The 17,663-nt window shown below is 52.0% G+C and carries 17 protein-coding genes and 1 pseudogene; 7 read left to right on the forward strand and 11 right to left on the reverse strand.

Annotated elements, in window-relative coordinates; translation table 11 throughout:
* The first annotated feature begins 51 nt into the window (after positions 1-51).
* The 5 genes from surA to apaH are packed head-to-tail and all read left to right on the forward strand — an operon-like array spanning position 52 to position 4,384.
* On the forward strand, positions 52-1,338 hold the full coding sequence (gene surA, locus ACLJRS_RS20245) for a peptidylprolyl isomerase SurA (protein ID WP_000800482.1): 1,287 nt from the start codon (positions 52-54) through the stop codon (positions 1,336-1,338).
* Positions 1,338-2,327 (forward strand): 4-hydroxythreonine-4-phosphate dehydrogenase PdxA, encoded by a 990-nt coding sequence (pdxA, locus tag ACLJRS_RS20250; RefSeq protein WP_000093001.1) that lies wholly within the window; start codon positions 1,338-1,340, stop codon positions 2,325-2,327. Before surA ends, pdxA begins: the two co-directional genes overlap by 1 nt.
* Complete coding sequence (rsmA, locus tag ACLJRS_RS20255) at positions 2,324-3,145, forward strand: 16S rRNA (adenine(1518)-N(6)/adenine(1519)-N(6))-dimethyltransferase RsmA (protein WP_001065397.1); 822 nt, start codon at positions 2,324-2,326, stop codon at positions 3,143-3,145. Before pdxA ends, rsmA begins: the two co-directional genes overlap by 4 nt.
* A 2-nt stretch (positions 3,146-3,147) precedes the next feature.
* Positions 3,148-3,525: a Co2+/Mg2+ efflux protein ApaG gene (gene apaG / locus ACLJRS_RS20260; RefSeq protein WP_000610894.1), complete on the forward strand. Its 378-nt coding sequence runs from the start codon at positions 3,148-3,150 to the stop codon at positions 3,523-3,525.
* 10 nt (positions 3,526-3,535) lie between these two features.
* The gene (gene apaH, locus ACLJRS_RS20265) at positions 3,536-4,384 is read left to right on the forward strand and encodes a bis(5'-nucleosyl)-tetraphosphatase (symmetrical) ApaH (protein WP_000257211.1); all 849 of its coding nucleotides are present in this window, start codon (positions 3,536-3,538) and stop codon (positions 4,382-4,384) included.
* 105 nt (positions 4,385-4,489) lie between these two features.
* Here the strand turns inward: apaH and folA are convergent, their stop codons facing one another.
* The 3 genes from folA to kefF all read right to left on the reverse strand — a co-directional run bounded on the left by folA (position 4,490) and on the right by kefF (position 7,553).
* Complete coding sequence (gene folA / locus ACLJRS_RS20270) at positions 4,490-4,969, reverse strand: type 3 dihydrofolate reductase (protein ID WP_000624379.1); 480 nt, start codon at positions 4,967-4,969, stop codon at positions 4,490-4,492.
* Positions 4,970-5,167: 198 nt separating this feature from the next.
* On the reverse strand, positions 5,168-7,030 hold the full coding sequence (kefC, locus tag ACLJRS_RS20275) for a glutathione-regulated potassium-efflux system protein KefC (protein ID WP_000377163.1): 1,863 nt from the start codon (positions 7,028-7,030) through the stop codon (positions 5,168-5,170).
* On the reverse strand, positions 7,023-7,553 hold the full coding sequence (gene kefF, locus ACLJRS_RS20280) for a glutathione-regulated potassium-efflux system oxidoreductase KefF (protein WP_000600710.1): 531 nt from the start codon (positions 7,551-7,553) through the stop codon (positions 7,023-7,025). The genes kefC and kefF overlap by 8 nt, the downstream gene beginning before the upstream one ends.
* Positions 7,554-7,674: 121 nt before the next feature.
* Between kefF and ACLJRS_RS20285 the strand changes: the two are divergent.
* A pseudogene (locus tag ACLJRS_RS20285) lies at positions 7,675-7,755 on the forward strand (hypothetical protein); the annotation flags it as partial.
* 351 nt (positions 7,756-8,106) lie between these two features.
* Here ACLJRS_RS20285 and ACLJRS_RS20290 read toward each other — a convergent pair.
* A complete protein-coding gene (locus ACLJRS_RS20290) occupies positions 8,107-9,996 on the reverse strand; it encodes a sulfatase-like hydrolase/transferase (RefSeq protein ID WP_000066312.1) in 1,890 nt (629 codons plus the stop codon).
* 897 nt (positions 9,997-10,893) lie between these two features.
* Here ACLJRS_RS20290 and srfN point away from each other — a divergent pair.
* Positions 10,894-11,184, forward strand: coding sequence for a DUF1471 family virulence protein SrfN (gene srfN, locus ACLJRS_RS20295; protein ID WP_000745961.1), 291 nt, complete (start codon positions 10,894-10,896; stop codon positions 11,182-11,184).
* Positions 11,185-11,407: 223 nt separating this feature from the next.
* Here the strand turns inward: srfN and ACLJRS_RS20300 are convergent, their stop codons facing one another.
* The 7 genes from ACLJRS_RS20300 to ACLJRS_RS20330 form a co-directional block, all read right to left on the reverse strand.
* Positions 11,408-11,824, reverse strand: a complete 417-nt coding sequence (locus ACLJRS_RS20300) for a hypothetical protein (protein WP_161970902.1) — start codon at positions 11,822-11,824, stop codon at positions 11,408-11,410.
* 299 nt (positions 11,825-12,123) lie between these two features.
* On the reverse strand, positions 12,124-12,354 hold the full coding sequence (locus ACLJRS_RS20305) for a YgdI/YgdR family lipoprotein (RefSeq protein ID WP_001172089.1): 231 nt from the start codon (positions 12,352-12,354) through the stop codon (positions 12,124-12,126).
* An 88-nt stretch (positions 12,355-12,442) separates the two neighbouring features.
* Positions 12,443-13,783 (reverse strand): MFS transporter, encoded by a 1,341-nt coding sequence (locus ACLJRS_RS20310; RefSeq protein ID WP_001670709.1) that lies wholly within the window; start codon positions 13,781-13,783, stop codon positions 12,443-12,445.
* Positions 13,784-13,929: 146 nt separating this feature from the next.
* Positions 13,930-14,217 carry a ferredoxin-like protein FixX gene (gene fixX / locus ACLJRS_RS20315; protein WP_000203736.1) on the reverse strand — a complete coding sequence of 96 codons (288 nt, stop codon included), beginning with the start codon at positions 14,215-14,217 and terminating at the stop codon, positions 13,930-13,932.
* Entirely contained in the window at positions 14,214-15,500 is a 1,287-nt protein-coding gene (locus ACLJRS_RS20320) for an FAD-dependent oxidoreductase (RefSeq protein ID WP_410957889.1), read from the reverse strand. The genes fixX and ACLJRS_RS20320 overlap by 4 nt, the downstream gene beginning before the upstream one ends.
* Before the next feature lie 49 nt (positions 15,501-15,549).
* Positions 15,550-16,491: an electron transfer flavoprotein subunit alpha/FixB family protein gene (locus ACLJRS_RS20325; protein WP_001032190.1), complete on the reverse strand. Its 942-nt coding sequence runs from the start codon at positions 16,489-16,491 to the stop codon at positions 15,550-15,552.
* Positions 16,492-16,506: 15 nt separating this feature from the next.
* Positions 16,507-17,277, reverse strand: coding sequence for an electron transfer flavoprotein FixA (locus tag ACLJRS_RS20330; protein ID WP_000692183.1), 771 nt, complete (start codon positions 17,275-17,277; stop codon positions 16,507-16,509).
* Positions 17,278-17,663: the final 386 nt, after the last annotated feature.

The raw sequence follows: 17,663 nt of genomic DNA on the forward strand, positions 1-17,663 counted from the left end.
TGATTGATTTACAACGTAATCCGCATTGCGGTTAATTGAAATGGAAAAAGTATGAAGAACTGGAAAACGCTGCTTCTCGGTATCGCCATGATCGCGAATACCAGTTTCGCTGCCCCCCAGGTAGTCGATAAAGTCGCAGCCGTCGTCAATAATGGCGTCGTGCTGGAAAGCGACGTTGATGGCTTAATGCAATCAGTCAAACTCAACGCGGGTCAGGCAGGTCAGCAGCTTCCGGACGACGCCACGCTGCGTCACCAGATCCTGGAACGTTTGATTATGGATCAAATTATCCTGCAGATGGGTCAGAAGATGGGGGTGAAGATCACGGATGAGCAGTTGGATCAGGCCATCGCCAACATCGCCAAACAAAACAATATGACGATGGATCAGATGCGCAGCCGTCTGGCTTACGATGGACTGAACTATTCAACCTACCGTAACCAGATTCGTAAAGAGATGATTATCTCTGAAGTGCGCAACAATGAGGTTCGTCGCCGTATCACCGTTTTGCCGCAAGAAGTTGACGCGCTGGCAAAACAGATTGGCACCCAAAACGATGCCAGCACCGAGCTGAACCTGAGCCATATCCTGATTGCTCTGCCGGAAAACCCAACCTCCGAGCAGGTTAACGACGCGCAGCGCCAGGCGGAAAGCATTGTTGAAGAAGCGCGTAACGGCGCAGATTTCGGCAAACTGGCGATTACCTACTCTGCCGACCAGCAGGCGCTAAAAGGCGGTCAGATGGGCTGGGGCCGTATCCAGGAGCTGCCGGGGATTTTCGCCCAGGCGCTGAGCACCGCGAAGAAAGGCGACATTGTCGGCCCGATTCGCTCCGGCGTCGGTTTCCACATTCTGAAAGTAAACGACCTGCGCGGTCAGAGCCAGAGTATCTCCGTGACCGAAGTTCACGCTCGTCATATTCTGCTTAAGCCGTCGCCGATCATGAACGATCAGCAGGCGCGCCTGAAGCTGGAAGAAATCGCGGCTGACATTAAGAGTGGTAAAACCACCTTTGCCGCTGCGGCGAAAGAGTACTCTCAGGATCCGGGCTCCGCTAACCAGGGCGGTGATTTGGGTTGGGCTACGCCAGATATTTTCGATCCGGCGTTCCGCGACGCGCTGACGAAGCTGCATAAAGGCCAAATAAGCGCGCCGGTACACTCCTCTTTCGGCTGGCATCTGATCGAATTGCTGGATACGCGTAAGGTAGACAAAACCGATGCGGCGCAGAAAGATCGCGCTTATCGTATGCTGATGAACCGTAAGTTCTCAGAAGAAGCGGCGACCTGGATGCAAGAACAGCGCGCCAGCGCTTACGTTAAGATTTTGAGTAACTAATGAGCAGTGCGCAACGCGTTGTTATCACTCCCGGCGAACCCGCCGGGATTGGCCCCGATCTTGTCGTCCAACTGGCGCAACGCGCGTGGCCGATTGAACTGGTCGTCTGTGCGGACGGCGCGCTCCTGACGGAGCGGGCCGCCATGCTCGGCCTGCCCCTCTCGCTTCTCCCTTACTCGCCTGATGTCCCCGCTGCGCCGCAGCCCGCGGGAACGCTGACCCTATTGCCGGTCTCGCTGCGCGCGCCTGCCATCCCCGGTCAGTTGACGGTAGAAAATGGCCCCTACGTGGTAGAGACGCTGGCGCGAGCGTGTGATGGCTGTCTGAACGGTGAATTTGCCGCGCTGATCACAGGCCCCGTGCACAAAGGCGTTATTAACGACGCAGGCATTCCGTTTACCGGTCATACCGAGTTTTTCGAAGAGCGTTCGCAGGCGAAAAAAGTCGTGATGATGCTGGCAACCGAAGAACTTCGCGTGGCGCTGGCGACCACGCATCTGCCGCTACGGGCGATTGCAGACGCCATCACCCCTGCGCTTTTGCACGAAGTGATTGCTATTTTGCATCACGATTTGCGGACCAAATTTGGTATTGCCGAACCGCGCATTCTTGTCTGTGGCCTGAATCCGCACGCGGGCGAAGGCGGTCATATGGGCACGGAAGAGATAGACACCATCATTCCGGTGCTCGACGAGCTGCGGGCGCAGGGAATGAAACTCAACGGGCCGCTACCTGCTGATACGCTGTTTCAGCCCAAATATCTCGATAATGCCGACGCGGTGCTGGCGATGTACCACGATCAGGGCCTGCCCGTGCTAAAATACCAGGGATTCGGTCGGGGAGTGAATATTACGCTCGGCCTACCTTTTATTCGAACCTCCGTTGACCACGGCACCGCGCTTGAACTGGCGGGCCGTGGAAAAGCGGATGTCGGCAGTTTTATTACGGCGCTTAATCTCGCCATCAAAATGATTGTTAATACCCAATGAATAATCGAGTCCATCAGGGCCATTTAGCCCGTAAACGCTTCGGGCAAAACTTTCTCAACGATCGGTTTGTGATCGACAGTATTGTTTCTGCTATTAATCCGCAAAAAGGCCAGGCGATGGTTGAAATCGGCCCCGGCCTGGCGGCGCTGACGGAGCCGGTCGGCGAACGACTGGATAAGCTCACGGTCATTGAACTTGACCGCGATCTGGCGGCGCGTTTGCAAACCCATCCGTTTTTAGGGCCGAAGCTGACTATTTATCAGCAGGACGCCATGACCATGAACTTTGGCGAACTGTCTGCGCAGTTGGGCCAACCGCTGCGTGTGTTCGGCAATCTGCCCTATAATATCTCCACCCCGCTGATGTTCCATCTCTTTAGCTATACTGATGCCATTGCCGACATGCACTTTATGTTGCAAAAAGAAGTGGTAAATCGTCTGGTTGCAGGGCCGAACAGCAAAGCGTATGGTCGTTTAAGCGTGATGGCGCAATATTACTGTCAGGTGATCCCGGTGCTTGAAGTGCCGCCATCCGCCTTCACGCCGCCGCCCAAAGTGGACTCCGCCGTGGTGCGTCTGGTTCCACACGCAACAATGCCTTACCCGGTTAAAGATATTCGCGTGTTGAGCCGTATTACCACCGAGGCCTTTAACCAGCGCCGTAAAACGATCCGTAACAGTCTCGGCAATCTTTTTAGCGTTGAGACGTTAACGGAAATGGGTATTGACCCGGCAATGCGCGCGGAAAATATCTCTGTCGCGCAGTACTGCCAGATGGCCAACTATCTGTCGGAAAACGCGCCTTTGAAGGAGAGTTAAACATGATCAATTCGCCCAGAGTGTGTATTCAGGTGCAAAGCGTCTACATTGAGGCGCAATCCTCACCTGACGATGAACGTTACGTTTTTGCCTATACCGTAACCATCCGCAATCTGGGCCGGGCGCCAGTGCAGCTATTGGGCCGCTACTGGCTGATTACCAATGGTCATGGCCGTGAAACTGAAGTCCAGGGCGAAGGTGTGGTTGGCGTCCAGCCGCGCATTGCGCCTGGCGAAGAGTATCAGTACACCAGCGGCGCGGTAATTGAAACGCCGCTGGGCACCATGCAAGGTCATTACGAAATGATCGATGAAAATGGCGACGCCTTTACCATCGACATTCCCGTGTTTCGACTCGCCGTCCCTACACTCATTCACTAAAATTATAACAATGGCAACTTATCTCATCGGCGACGTTCACGGTTGCTACGACGAACTGATCGCCTTATTACAGCAAGTGGAATTTACGCCAGATACAGACACTCTATGGCTGACTGGCGATTTGGTCGCCCGCGGTCCCGGTTCGCTGGACGTGTTACGCTACGTCAAATCGCTTGGCAATAGCGTGCGTTTGGTGCTGGGGAATCACGATTTACACCTGTTGGCCGTATTCGCCGGGATTAGCCGCAACAAACCTAAAGACCGGCTGACCCCGCTTCTTGAAGCGCCGGACGCCGATGAGCTGTTGAATTGGTTACGCCGTCAGCCGCTGTTGCAGGTAGATGAAGAGAAAAAGCTGGTCATGGCGCATGCGGGTATTACCCCGCAGTGGGATTTGCAGACGGCAAAAGAGTGCGCCCGCGATGTTGAAGCGGTGCTGTCGAGCGACTCGTACCCGTTTTTCCTCGACGCGATGTATGGCGATATGCCAAATAACTGGTCGCCGGAGTTAAGCGGTCTGGCGCGGCTACGCTTTATTACTAATGCTTTTACCCGTATGCGTTACTGCTTTCCTAACGGTCAACTGGATATGTACAGCAAAGCGTCGCCGGAAAATGCCCCTGCGCCGCTGAAGCCGTGGTTCGCCATTCCGGGGCCGGTGAGCGAGGCTTACAGTATTGCGTTTGGGCACTGGGCGTCGCTGGAAGGGAAAGGGACGCCGGAAGGTATTTACGCGCTGGATACCGGCTGCTGCTGGGGCGGGGAGTTGACCTGTTTACGCTGGGAAGATAAACAGTATTTTGTGCAGCCGTCAAACCGCCAGATGGATATGGGCGAAGGCGAAGCGGTCAACGCCTGATAGATTTATGCCTGATGGCGCTACGCTTATCAGGCCTACATCCGGCTACATCTGGCTCAAGAGTAGGCCGGATAAGGCGTTTCGCCGCCATCCGGCACTACAGCGTTAACGACGTTCCAGAATCTCGAAACAATAGCTGTGAGAATTCTGCGCGTCGGCATCGTGAAACTCACTGAATACCGATTCCCAGTCATCCGGTTCATAATCCGGAAAATGGGTATCGCCTTCGACTTCCGCATCAATATGCGTCAGATAAAGCTTCTGCGCCTTTGGCAGGAACTGCTCGTACACGCGCCCGCCGCCAATGACCATAATTTCCGGCGCATCGCCGCAAGCGGCAATCGCCTCATCGACAGACTTCACCCACTGCACGCGATCGTCGGTGCCCGGCTGGCTGCTGATAACAATATTTTTACGTCCCGGTAAGGGGCGTCCGATGGACTCCCAGGTGTGACGTCCCATGACGACAGGTTTATTTAACGTGTTACGTTTAAACCAGGCGAGATCGGCAGGCAGGTTCCACGGCATGGCGTTTTCCATACCGATGACGCGATCCACCGCTAACGCCGCAATCAGACTGATCATTAATTATTTCCTGATACAAAAAAAATTGCCGCCACTATACGTAAAGCGCAATCTTTCGTCGACTGACGAAAAGAGGATGAGCACGAAAATTTTTCGTTCTGCTGGCGACGCCACTCATTTGGTGTGGAGCGCCAGCATTACAGTAGTTCAAAAACAGCCAATTAGCAGTAAAGTTTGCAGAACATCACATTTTTTACTTTAGATTGACGGTTTGACCTCGGGTTCATCAGCGGCCTCCCCGGAATGTTTGCCCTCAGCCGTTCCCTGCCAGCCGTGGCGCTGAATCAACGACAGATGCTCCCGGTCCTCGGTAATAATTTCGCTCAACATCGCGCTGGTACGTTTATAGGCGGCGGCGCGAGATAACGGATCGTTTTCCCCTTTCGCCATCTCTTCCACCATCCGGGTATTAAAATGACGGAACAGATCCGCGCGCTCGCGGGCTTCATAACGTCCCAGCCCCAGCGCTTCCAGCGCCTGTCGTCCGCTTTTGAGCGCGCCTTCGAAGGTTTCACGTTCGGGCATCGCCACACCAGCCTGGCGCAGGCGAATATAATGATCGACATCACGGGCACGGGCGATAATCTGCAGATGCGGGAAATGCGACTTCACCAGTTCACTCAGTTGCAAATTGGTTTGCGGATCGTCAATGGCGTTAATCAATACCTCCGCCTTCGCCGCTCCGGCAGATTCCAGTAAATCCATACGCGTCGCGTCGCCATAAAAAACCTTCATGCCGAATTTACGCAGCGTTTCGATATGATCGGGGTCGTGATCGAGCACCACCATCTTCACCCCGCTCGACAGCAGCAAACGCCCGGCTATCTGACCAAATCGTCCAAACCCGGCCACAATAACCCGCGGTTGCTCTTCGTCGATTTCATCCGCCTCGCGCGCTTCACCCGTCGCGGTCTTCTCCATGCGCGTCAGCAGCACCAGAAAAATCGGCGTAGCCGCCATCGACAGCGCGACCGCCAGCGTCAGCGCTTTTGCCCATTCCGGCTCAAGTACATCCGCCATTTGCGCCGCGCCAAAAACCACAAACGCAAACTCACTTCCCTGGCCTAATAAGACGGCAAACCAGCGACGCTGTTTTGCCGGTACGCCCAGCGGCCTCGCGACCAGCCACAGCATGACGATTTTGATTGCCAGAAAACCGGCCAACAACAGCAGAATGCGCAGCGGATTCTCCACCAGCGTGCCGAAATCAATCGACATGCCGACGCCAATAAAGAACAGCCCCAGCAGCAACCCCTTAAAGGGTTCAATATCGCTTTCCAGCGCATGACGATATTCCGAACTCGCCAGCAGAACGCCCGCCAGAAACGCGCCCATCGCCATTGACAGCCCAACCTCTTCCAGCAACAGGCCGAAACCAAACACCAGAAATAGCGCCACGGCGCTGAACACTTCCCGCAAACCAGAACGCGCGACAAAGCGCAGCGCCGGGCGCGTAACGTAGCGTCCCAGCAGCACCACCAGCGCCAACGCGCCTGCGACTTTCAACGCCGACAGCGCAAACGCGCCAAGCGTGGTGGATGCGCCGCTGGCGGCCAGCAGAGGAATCATCGCCACCAGCGGGATCGCCGCGATATCCTGGAACAAGAGCACTGCGAATGCGCTACGTCCTACTTGTGAAACGGTCAGGTTACGCTCATTCATTGCCTGCATGGCAATAGCCGTGGACGAAAGCGCCAGCGTCATGCCAATCAGTTCCGCCACCTGCCAACGCAGGCCAAGAAACATACAGAACAGACCAATCAGTCCGCCGCAGACCACCATCTGTAACGCGCCGCCGCCAAATACCGAGGCGCGCAGCTTCCATAACCGTTGCGGGTCCAGCTCAAGCCCAATAACAAACAACATCAGCACGACGCCGATTTCCGCAAAATGCAGAATAGATTCGGCGTCCGTTACCAGCCGTAGCCCCCAGGGGCCGATAATGCAACCCGCAATCAGATACCCCAGCACCGATCCTAAGCCCAAACGTACCGCAATCGGCACAATCAGCGCCGCCGAACCAAGATAGATCAGCGCCTGCAGTAGAGTATGGCTATCCATGATTCACCTCCTGCCATGCCAGTAAACGCTGTTTATACTGACGCGCCTGCGCCTGTAAGGTGTCGTCATCGCAAATGAACGTGCAGTGCATGGCAAACGGCGGCAGCCATTTGAGGCCGCAATAGAGCGCCGTCGCCTGTAGCGGCTGAGAAAGGACGTCAAATCCCGGATGTGAACCGATAGTAAAATGGTTTTCACCACCGCCGGTCGTTACCGCCCACAGCAGATGTTTACCGTGCAATGCCGTACCGCCATGACCGTAAGCCCAGCCGTGGGTGAGGACTTTATCCATCCATAATTTGAGTAAAGGAGGGACGCTATACCACTGCATCGGATGCTGCCAGACGATAAGACTCGCGCGCGACAGCGCCTCCTGTTCGGCGGCAACGTCAATATTGAAATCGGGATAGAGGTGATAAAGCGAACGTATTTCGACGTTTTCCAGCGTCCCTGCCTGTTCAAGCATCCGCTTATTCGCATGAGAATGATGCGGATACGGATGCGCATAAATAATGAGGATCATGATTAGCCTGTGATGATCTGTTTTTTATCACAAAGTGTAGTGACAAATTCGCCAGGCTAATAGTGAATATTATTGAGCGGCTAACCAGAAAAAATTGAATTAACGCCCGCAAGGAGTTGACGCCATCCTGCACCAGGAAGGCGCTCTCGAAGGGCCGCAGGCGTTTGCGGAAAAGCGCGATCCGGTGTGGAAAGGTCGGTGATGATAGCAGTCTTAAATCGCTGACCAATCGGTTTAAGGCCTTCTTGTCGGGCGGCGCTGCGCTAAATTTTCCTGTAATGACTGTAATATCAATCCATTACATGATGACACAGGCCCAATAAGCGCAGCGCCAACAGCATCTGAACCTCCAGACACGCTGGATGCCAGATCGCCGACGCATAAATTAACCTAATGGGTCAGGTACTTAGAGCCTGGCCCAGTAGGCGTAATTGTTGAAGCCAGTTTGGGGCCGACCAGCGCGCAGAAACCGGAGCGTACACGTAGTACGTGAGGATTTTGAGCACTGCCCGGTCCCAAAATGGCGAATAAAATAGCCTAATGGGCCAGGCACTTAATCTTTCGCCATGCGGTTAAACTGCTCAATAGTAAGATCCCACGGCTCATGGGCCGCATCCGGCATAAAACTGCCGTCATCCACGCCAATTTCGTCCTTGATAATTTTATTCAGTTTTTCATTCATCGTAAGAATGAGATCCTGATATTTCTGTTTATCAGCAGCAAGGTTATGGTTCTCATCGGGATCATTTTTAAGATCGTAAAGTTCAAGATCGTTGTACTTAATAAGATCCTCCCAGGTTTCCGGCGTATTATGCTCCCTTAGCGAGAAATAACGCGCAAACTTATAACGGCCATCGTTAATCATGCGCGTCCCTGAACGATGGCTAAAATCAGGATGCAGATGGGATATTTCCTGCTTGATTTGCGCCACCGTTTTTTGTTTATCTCTTTGTAGCGCGATAACGCGGTGGAGATAATGGGCATCGGTATACAAGATCATGCCATAGCAATATAAGCTGGCATTTCTCACCGCATTAACCGCAACGCCCTCCGGATTTTTTAGCAATCCGCTAAAATTAACACCTTTGCGGTTGCCTAACGCCTGGTGCTGTTTTTCTTCCGGCAAACCGGTCAGTCCAACTAATGTCGGCGCGATATCAAGATGACAGGTCAACGCCTGACATTTCTTATTACCGGGGTACGCCGGGTGGGAAATAATCATCGGTACATGGATCTGTTCTTTATAAACGGAAGCGCCTTTACCGTGCATCTGATGGCTTCCGCCTAATTCGCCATGATCGGCAGTAAATACAACAATCGTTTTATCAGTTAACTTGAGGGCATCAAGTTCATTTAATATCCGGTCAAGGTGAGTATCACAATCGCGGATACAGTTGAAATAGTAGTCAAGCAGTTTACGCCAACGACGATCTTCATCAGGAAACTGCCCTTCCAGCGCAGCGCGCGCCGTCTGGTATTCAAGATGCGCCGGCGGTCTTCCCTGCTCATTGAATGATTGATGCCTGTTTGCCGGCAGCGGATAGTTCGGCCAGCTTGCCTGATAAAGCTCGTTTTCCGGCGGCTGCGTGGGCGCCAGGGTATTATCATCCTGATCCAACTCGCCACGCCACTGTATCTTTTCTCCCTCTTTATCGGTATCAATAAACATGACGTCATGAGGATTAACGAGGTTAACGGCCAGGAACCAGGGCTTGTGTTGGTCATTCAAGGGCTGCCCCTTGCATCTTAACCAATTTATAGTCTGAGCCGTGGTGGTTGAATCATAAAAATAGCCGCCTTTACTATGGCCTATAATATCGCCGATGCCGTGATAGTCAGCAAAACCATATTTTTCCATAATTTTATGTAATTCTGGTTCAGGAATATCACCGACATCAATATCCTCATCTTTTTCGTCAGGCAAAGGCTTCTCCAGTTTTTCTGTAAGATGCCACTTACCTTTATAGGCCGTATAGTATCCCAGTTCCCGCATCATATGACCTGTGGTTCCAAGAGCGGGGTCAAGGTCATAAGGCATCCAGGGTAATCCCAGATTATCAAACATCTTTGTCTGGGGCATATGTAAGCCGGTATACAATACGGAGCGGGAAGGCGTACAGACATTACTGGTATTCTGATGATTACAGAATGTCACCCCCGTTTTCATGAGCCGCTCTCTGCCGGGTACCGGGAAAGGAAACGTAGGAAAAAAACGCTCCTGGTCGGTCACGACTAACAGAATATTATATCCTTCTGGCAATTTTTCCGGGATTTCGCCAGTAAACGGTTTATCCCACGCCGGTTTCGCCTTGACGGCGCATTTTTCATCAGCCTTTACCGCGCCGGATAACATACCGCCTGCGGCAAGAATACCGGCACTGGTTAACAGTTTCCTACGCGTAAGATCCGTCTCTTCTGCGGACAGATTTTTTTTATTACTCATATTATTATACCTGTAGTCAGTAACTTTATCACATATTCATTTATTACTGTACGAGGAAGCGTGGATATGTATCAATGCCTTCCGGGTAAGAATATGTGTTATAAATTGATTTGTATTTCAAATTAGAAATATATTAATAAATGAGCATAATTCATTGAAAAATTATTTAGATGAAAAGTTCATTGTTTTTATTTTAGAGATACAACTGCAGACATTACTTCATAAAAAAATACATTATTAAACATACTCTATAGCTCTGTGTTCGTGCCTTTTCCCTTCAACTACGGTGATTACCCTATGCCGCTACAATAAAATCGCCCCGAAAGAAACACTATCAGTAACAGGCCGCGCAACCATAGACATACAACCGGTAATATCACGCTGGGAAATTAAAACATAACTCAATTCTGTTATGTTGCTTATGAATAAAACTAGCGTATTGCCGCGTGATTCAATAAAAATTACGCCATTAAAAGAAATAATATAAAAACTATTATTTACAGGGGGTTAAGTTTCTTTTTAGCTGGCAGTGCATTATTTTACATTGACAACAACATAAAGAGGTGACTATAACAAGATATAAAACGGTCACACCAAATAAGGCTATTTTCAGATAATCAACCGAGGTTATTACCCAAAATAATTCGAGTTGCTTAAAGGCGGCAAGGGAGTGAGTCCCCAGGAGCATAGATAATTATGTGATTGAGGTGAGCGACAAATTTGCCGGGAGCAGATTTGAACGTCGCGTGCGACGGCCCGTCAGGGCGAGGCCCATGGGTGGGCCGAGTAATCCGTAGCCAACACATAAGCAACCTGAAGTATGAAGGGGATAAATAATTTCGTTACGGATTACTGATATTGCGCAAACCTTATCATCAATGCAACAGGAACAGAACTATGAAAAAACGCATTATTGCCGCCGCATTACTGGCAACGGTTGCTTCATTCAGCACACTTGCGGCAGAGCAGGTCTCTAAACAAGAAATCAGCCACTTCAAACTGGTTAAGGTCGGCACCATAAATGTGTCCCAGAGTGGCGGGCAGATTTCCTCACCCTCTGATCTACGCGAAAAACTGTCAGAATTAGCCGATGCGAAAGGCGGAAAATATTACCATATTATCGCTGCACGTGAGCATGGTCCGAATTTTGAAGCCGTTGCCGAAGTTTATAACGATGCGACGAAATAAAGCTCTGATTGCGCCATAACGATGGCACTGGCATGAAATAATAAGAGAGCGCCAGCAAGGTGCCATGTTACGTCACAATCCACTCAGGGCCGTCTGGAAACAGATGCTGGCCCTCTTTTTTATCAACAGTTCATCCGGGGCAGGCAAGCCGTTGGAATGTGCGCGCGCAGGCAGTAAGCCCTTCGTGAATAAGACGGTTTTGCGGGCTGTTTTAAGGTAATATTTAGTGCGCTTTTACCTGCCTGAACCAGTAATTTTCCATTTTCGTTATCCATTTCCCCTTTTTATTTTTCGGTATTACGCCAGCCCAAAGTAATTGCAGCTGTCGGTTATAGGTTCCAATAGCGTGTCCACCATACGCCCCTTCAAATGCTATCACCATGGGTCCCTGCCCTTTTACCCCCTCTTGTCCTTCATGGCAATAAAGCGCATTGCGGTGAGTCACGTCAAGTTCATACTGCACGTTCAGTTTCACACATTTTTCCCCGCAGCTTTCTACTGGCGGCAATATTGTCATGGTATAAGGCGGGTTATCTGCCGTGGTTTTCCATGTTCCGATCAGGTCTTTGCAGGCGTTTATCTCCGTAGCCCCGGAGGCGGCAGAAAATAGCGCGAGCAAATAAAAAGGTATTAGTTTCAGTTTCATTACAGACTCCTGTTCCTTATACCTCATCATTTATACCTAATCATAAGGATAAATGCGCTGCGATATGTTTTTCTCCGGGAAATGTTGAGCCGCTGTTCAGAGAAATGTCGATGAGTGTAACCTCATGTAAGCGGGCAGCGCGGTGGGGAAAGCGGGAACGCGGGCGAACGGTCTAACGTATTTCGACGTTTTCCGGCGTCCCTGCCTGTTCAGGCATCCGTTTATTCGCATGGGAATAAATGGATGCGCATAAAGAGAGAATATTATTGCGCGGCTAACCAGAAAAAATTGAATTAATTATCCAGCTCGCTCATATTCTTCAGCTGATCGCGGTTAATCTGTTCGGTTTTCCCGGTGGCGGCGTTTTTGTAAGACACCATACCGGTATCGTTATCGACTTCGGGTTTCCCGTCGGTGACAATAGTTTTGCCATCCGTGGTTTCAACCGCCTGGTTAGAAGAGCATCCTGCGACGGTGAATAGTGTTGCTGCGGTAAACAGTGCGGTCATAAGACGTTTTTGCATGGTGTTCTCCCTGCTTTTCAGTTGTTTTAGCATGTGACTGTTAACTGTAGCGTTATTGGCGAAAAGCAGGGAGAAATGCAGAACACTCTTAACGAGGGTTATCCGATGGCGTTCCGCGCAAAGTCATGTTTCCGGTCTGTGTTAGCGTCAAGCCGCGAGTTTCCGGAGCAAACATCACCGATACGCCAAGCCCGACTAACGAAATCAACGCGCCAATCAGCATGACGTTATTAATACCGTAACGAGTAATAAAAATCGGTAATGCCCAGGTGGATATAATAGTTCCAATACGGCTTAATGACATGATGACCCCCACGGCCGAAGCGCGAATATCCGTAGGGAAGAGTTCATTAGGATAAAGCCATTGCAGTATGCCCGGTCCGCCGGAAAAGAAGGCGTATACCGCAAACGCCACCACGACCAGTATGATGCCCAGATTTGACACCAGCCCCAGCAGCGCCAGCGCGATAGTCATCATGGCGAAGCTGCCAATAAGCAGAGGGCGACGGCCAATACTGTTTAGCCAGAACATCGCCGGTATACAGCCCAGCATAAAAAAGAGGCTAATCACCACATTGCCGAGCGCCGCGTTGCGCCCCTGCTCCCAGCCGAGTAACCCGACGATCTGCGGCCCAAAGGTATAGATAGCGAACATCGGGATTACCTGACAGGTCCAGATAGCCGCAACGAACAGTACAAACGGAAAATGACGGCGGTTAAACAACTGCAGGAAGCGGGTCTCCTGCGGCGGCTCATCGTCAAAGCAGACCGGTTCGCCGAACAGTTTGATCATCATTTGTTCGCACTCTTTTACCCGTCCTTTTCGCAATAGCCAGCGTGGCGATTCCGGCAGGTCAAAGCGGCCAATCAAAATGATTAAGCACGGGATAAAGGCGCTGCCAAGCATCCAACGCCAGCCGCCTTCCATGTCATACAGCCAGTAGCCCACCAGGTTGGCGCAGGTCGCGCCGACGTACCACATCGCGGCGATAAAACCGATGGAGAACGCGCGCTGGCGGGTGTTGGAAAACTCCGTAATCATGGAAGTGGCGATAGGGTAATCCGCGCCGATAACAATGCCAATTAAAACGCGCATCACCAGTAATTCAAGCGGCGTGGAAACAAACATGGTCGCCACGGAGATAACGCCGATAGCGATAATATCAAGCAGGAACATTTTACGCCGCCCGACTTTATCGCAAATATAGCCAAACAACGAGGTGCCGATAAACAGTCCGGCAAGCGTAGCCGCGCCGAGCGCGCCAATCCATTCAGCATCAAGGTGCAATAGCGGCGTCAGTTGTTCCAGCGCCACGCCAATGATCACCAGCACGTAGCCATCAAGGAACGGGCCGCCGCTTCCCCACAGCATAATTCTGCGATGAATGGAGGAGAATTTAAGGTCATCAAAGTTCCTGGGCTGCTGCATGGTGATGTCCTGTTTCAACACGGGCAAAGCGCATCTGTAGGCCGGATAAGGCGTTTCCGCCGCCATCCGGCATTGGCGCCACATGCTTGCCGGATGGCGACGCTACCGCATCTTATCCGGCCAACGGGGGCACAACTTCGTACTTATTAGCCGTAGCGGAACTCCACGCCAAACGTCCCGCGCGGGTATTCCCATTTTTCCAGCGCCGTATCAAGGCCGAGGATCCGGCACGTTCCGCACTCCAGGCACCCGGCGTAATCAAAACGAACACTGCCGTCGTCCTGCTTTTTATACAGTCCCGCCGGACAGGCCTTAATCAGCACCTCCAGCGCCTGTTTATCAGGATCGGTTTTGAGAATGATGTGCGGGCTGTCTTCATCCACATTGAACTTATTGACGCCCAGTTTGACGTCCACATTGACGGGAGATGTCATAATACGGTCACTCCTTTCAGGCCATCTTTCATCAGGTTGATGAAGCCCACTTTCTTCGCATGGCGCAGGATTTTTTTACGCATCGGCACCGGCGCGGAGCCATCCACGGTGAACAGGTCGCGCGCGATATTGACCGCCATTTCGGGATAAGCGGTAAACATGCGGGGATTATCAAGAAAAGCTGGCAGTTTCTGATACATGCGCATATCGCGCATCGGACCTTCGTCCAGATGCTGACGGTATTCACCCAGCGACTGCTTGCTAAAATCGTCGCGCTTCATCGCCGAAAGCACCGTCTTCGCCGCCGCTTCGCCTGCGGATATGGCGAGATCCATACCCCGGATGGTAAAGCCGAGGTTCATACACATGCCGGCAGCGTCTCCGGCAATCAGTACGCCATCGCCCACCAGTTCAGGCTGCATATTCATTCCCGCCTCGGGTACAACGTGCGCGGCATATTCCACCAGCTTGCCACCGGCGATCAGCGGCGCAACTGCCGGATGCTGTTTGAAATCCTCCAGCATTTGCGGGACCGATTTTTTCGCGTCTTTCAGATGATGAAGTCCGCAGACCAGCCCCAGGGAAAGGGTTGTTTCATTCGTATACAGGAAGCCACCGCCCATCAGACCATCGGTTGGCGCCCCGGCAAACAGACAGGCGGCACCTTCGTTGCCCTGTAGCTGGAAACGATCTTCAATGACCGACTTCGGCAATTCGATCAGTTCCTTCACACCGACGGCAACATGCGATGCCTCAACACGCTTGGCCATGCCCAGCTTTTCAGCCAGCAGAGAATTCACCCCGTCAGCGAGGATTACGACTTTGGCTTCCAGAATATCGCCATCGGCTTCCACGCCCACGACTTTGCCATCACGCTGAACAACGTTATCCACGCGAATACCGGTGATCAGTTGCGCCCCCGCCTCTTCGGCCTGCTCCATCAGCCAGGCGTCAAATTTACTGCGCAAAACGGAATAAGAAACTTGCGACGATGCGGCGTCCTCGCCGTTGCAATAATCCATCGTCATCGCCCCGTTGTCGGTCATAAAGGCGAGTTTTTCGTGGGTGATCATGCGTTCAATGGGGGCCTGATCCGCAAAGCCGGGAATGATGCGTTCCAGGCTATGTGCATACAAACGCCCACCGGTGACATTCTTCGCGCCAGCAGAATTGCCGCGCTCGATAACCAGCACCTGTGCACCTTCGCGAGCAAGCACCAGCGCCGCAACCGAACCGGCCAGACCTGCACCCACGATGATGGCATCAAAGATATATTCGGACATACGTACTCCTGTCAGCGGCAGGATACCTTCGCATCCTGCCCGAAATGGTTTATCGCGCTAAGGCAGCCGTCAACGCAGGCAGGATCTTCAGCGCATCGCCAACGATGCCAAAATCCGCATACTGGAAGATTGGCGCGTTTTTATCTTTGTTGATGGCGAAAATCGTCTGCGCGCCGTTGGCGCCGACCATGTGTTGGATCTGCCCGGAGATCCCCACTGCCAGATACAGTTCAGGTTTGAGCATCAGGTTGGAGATACCGACGTAGCGCTCGTGCTCCATCCACTTCTCGTTTTCCGCTACAGGGCGGGAACAGGCCAGCTCGGCGCCAATCGTCTGGCACAGCGCTTCGGCCAGCGAGATATTCTCTTTGCTGCCGATGCCGCGTCCCACGCTGACCACCAGACGCGCTTTGTCGAGGTCAACGCTGTTGCTCTGACGCGCCTGGGTTGCGGTGCGGGTCACGGCAGTGGCCGGAGCCTGCCACTGCACGGTGTGCATCTCGCCGCTGCGAGAAGTGTCCGGTTGTTGTGCGTCAAACGTTCCGCTGCTGAGTGTGATCACGGCAAACGGCGAAGCGATGGTTTCTGCCCCTATCGCCAGACCGCCGTAGACCATATGTTTAACCGCCGCTTTTCCATCCTGCAGGGAGACGTCGCTGGCATCGTTGGAAACCGCAGCCGACAAGCGATAGCCCAGCTTTGCCGCCAACAGCTTGCCCCGACGCGTATTCGGCAGCAGCACCGCGCCGCCCTCGCTATGCTGACGAATAGTCTCAGCCATCGCAGCAGCGTAGTCTTCGATCATGCGGTCTTCTGGTTTGCCGCTGAGCAGCCAGACATGATCCGCGCCCAAATGACATGCTGTCGCGCTATCCGCTTCGTTCAGTACGAACGCGTTAACTTTTTCACCTACAGCCTGCGCGCCACTCATCAGTTCGGGCAGACGAGAAGGGGTATCGCTGAATACCCAGACACTGGAAAATTTGTTCATAACATCCCCTGATAATTAAATGATTTTGCGCAGATTCTCGACAAACGCGGCGATTTGTTCTTCACCGTCACCTTCAATCACCACGCGCTGACGCTCGCGCTGCTTCGGTGCGGCAACCTGTTGTGCGGAATACGCGGATACGCTGTTCAGCCCGATATCCGCAGGCGACCAGACCTGAACCGGTTTTTTCGCCGCGCCAAGAATGGCTTTCATCGAAGGGATTTGTGGGATGTTGATGTCGGTGGAAACCGCGATCACCGCCGGGAGCGGGATGCTCAGCGTTTCAACTTCATCTTCCAGTTCGCGTTCTACTGTCAATGTGCTGTCGGTAAGAGAGAGGATTTTACTCACGCCGTTAATCGCCGGAATGTTCAGCGCTTCGCCCACCAGCAGACCAACCTGCTGAGCATAAAGATCGGAGGAACCGTCGCCGCAGATAAGTAGATCGAAACCTGATTTTTGCGCGGCGGCAGCCAGCGCGGTAGCGGTGTGTTGCGGCAGTGCCTGCTCAAATTGATCGTCGATGACCACAATCAGTTCATCAGGGCCACGAGAGAGGACATCTTTGCGCCCTTTTGCATTAGTCAGCGCTTTGCCGCCAACGCTCATGGCGACAACCTGAGCGTCTCCCAACTGCTGTTTTAACTGGCAAGCAGCTTCAATTGCATTCAGATCATATTGGCTGATTTTGCTATCCGCTTTGCTGAAATCGAGTGTTCCGTCAGCATTATTAATCGCAATATCCTGCTCATCAGGTACGCATTTGTAGCAAGTAATTATCTTCATTGCATCTCCAGAAATCATGAAGGAAACGTATTTATATCGGCGGTGTTAAATACAGATATCACGCTCTTTAATTCGGAAATAAAACCTTAATCACCAATATTGAAAATGTCACACATTGATATTCGTAACTTTCAATAGTGTTACGCACCTCACCAATATTGAAAGAAATATGCCAAATATGAAAATTTTCAATATTGTTTGCTGGCTCAACAATATTGAACGTCAGATACTTAAAAAAGTTAAAAAACCACAACCAATCAATTGATAAATAAAGCAAAAATCAAAATTTAGACACAAAATAATCAACGCAAAAAAGTGTGACGAAGATAACAGAATCACCCGAAGTGAATACCCATCATGAGTTACTCATTGAGGCGTCCCAGAGG

This window comes from Salmonella sp. SAL00670 (assembly GCF_046552235.1).
Taxonomy (GTDB): domain Bacteria; phylum Pseudomonadota; class Gammaproteobacteria; order Enterobacterales; family Enterobacteriaceae; genus Salmonella; species Salmonella enterica.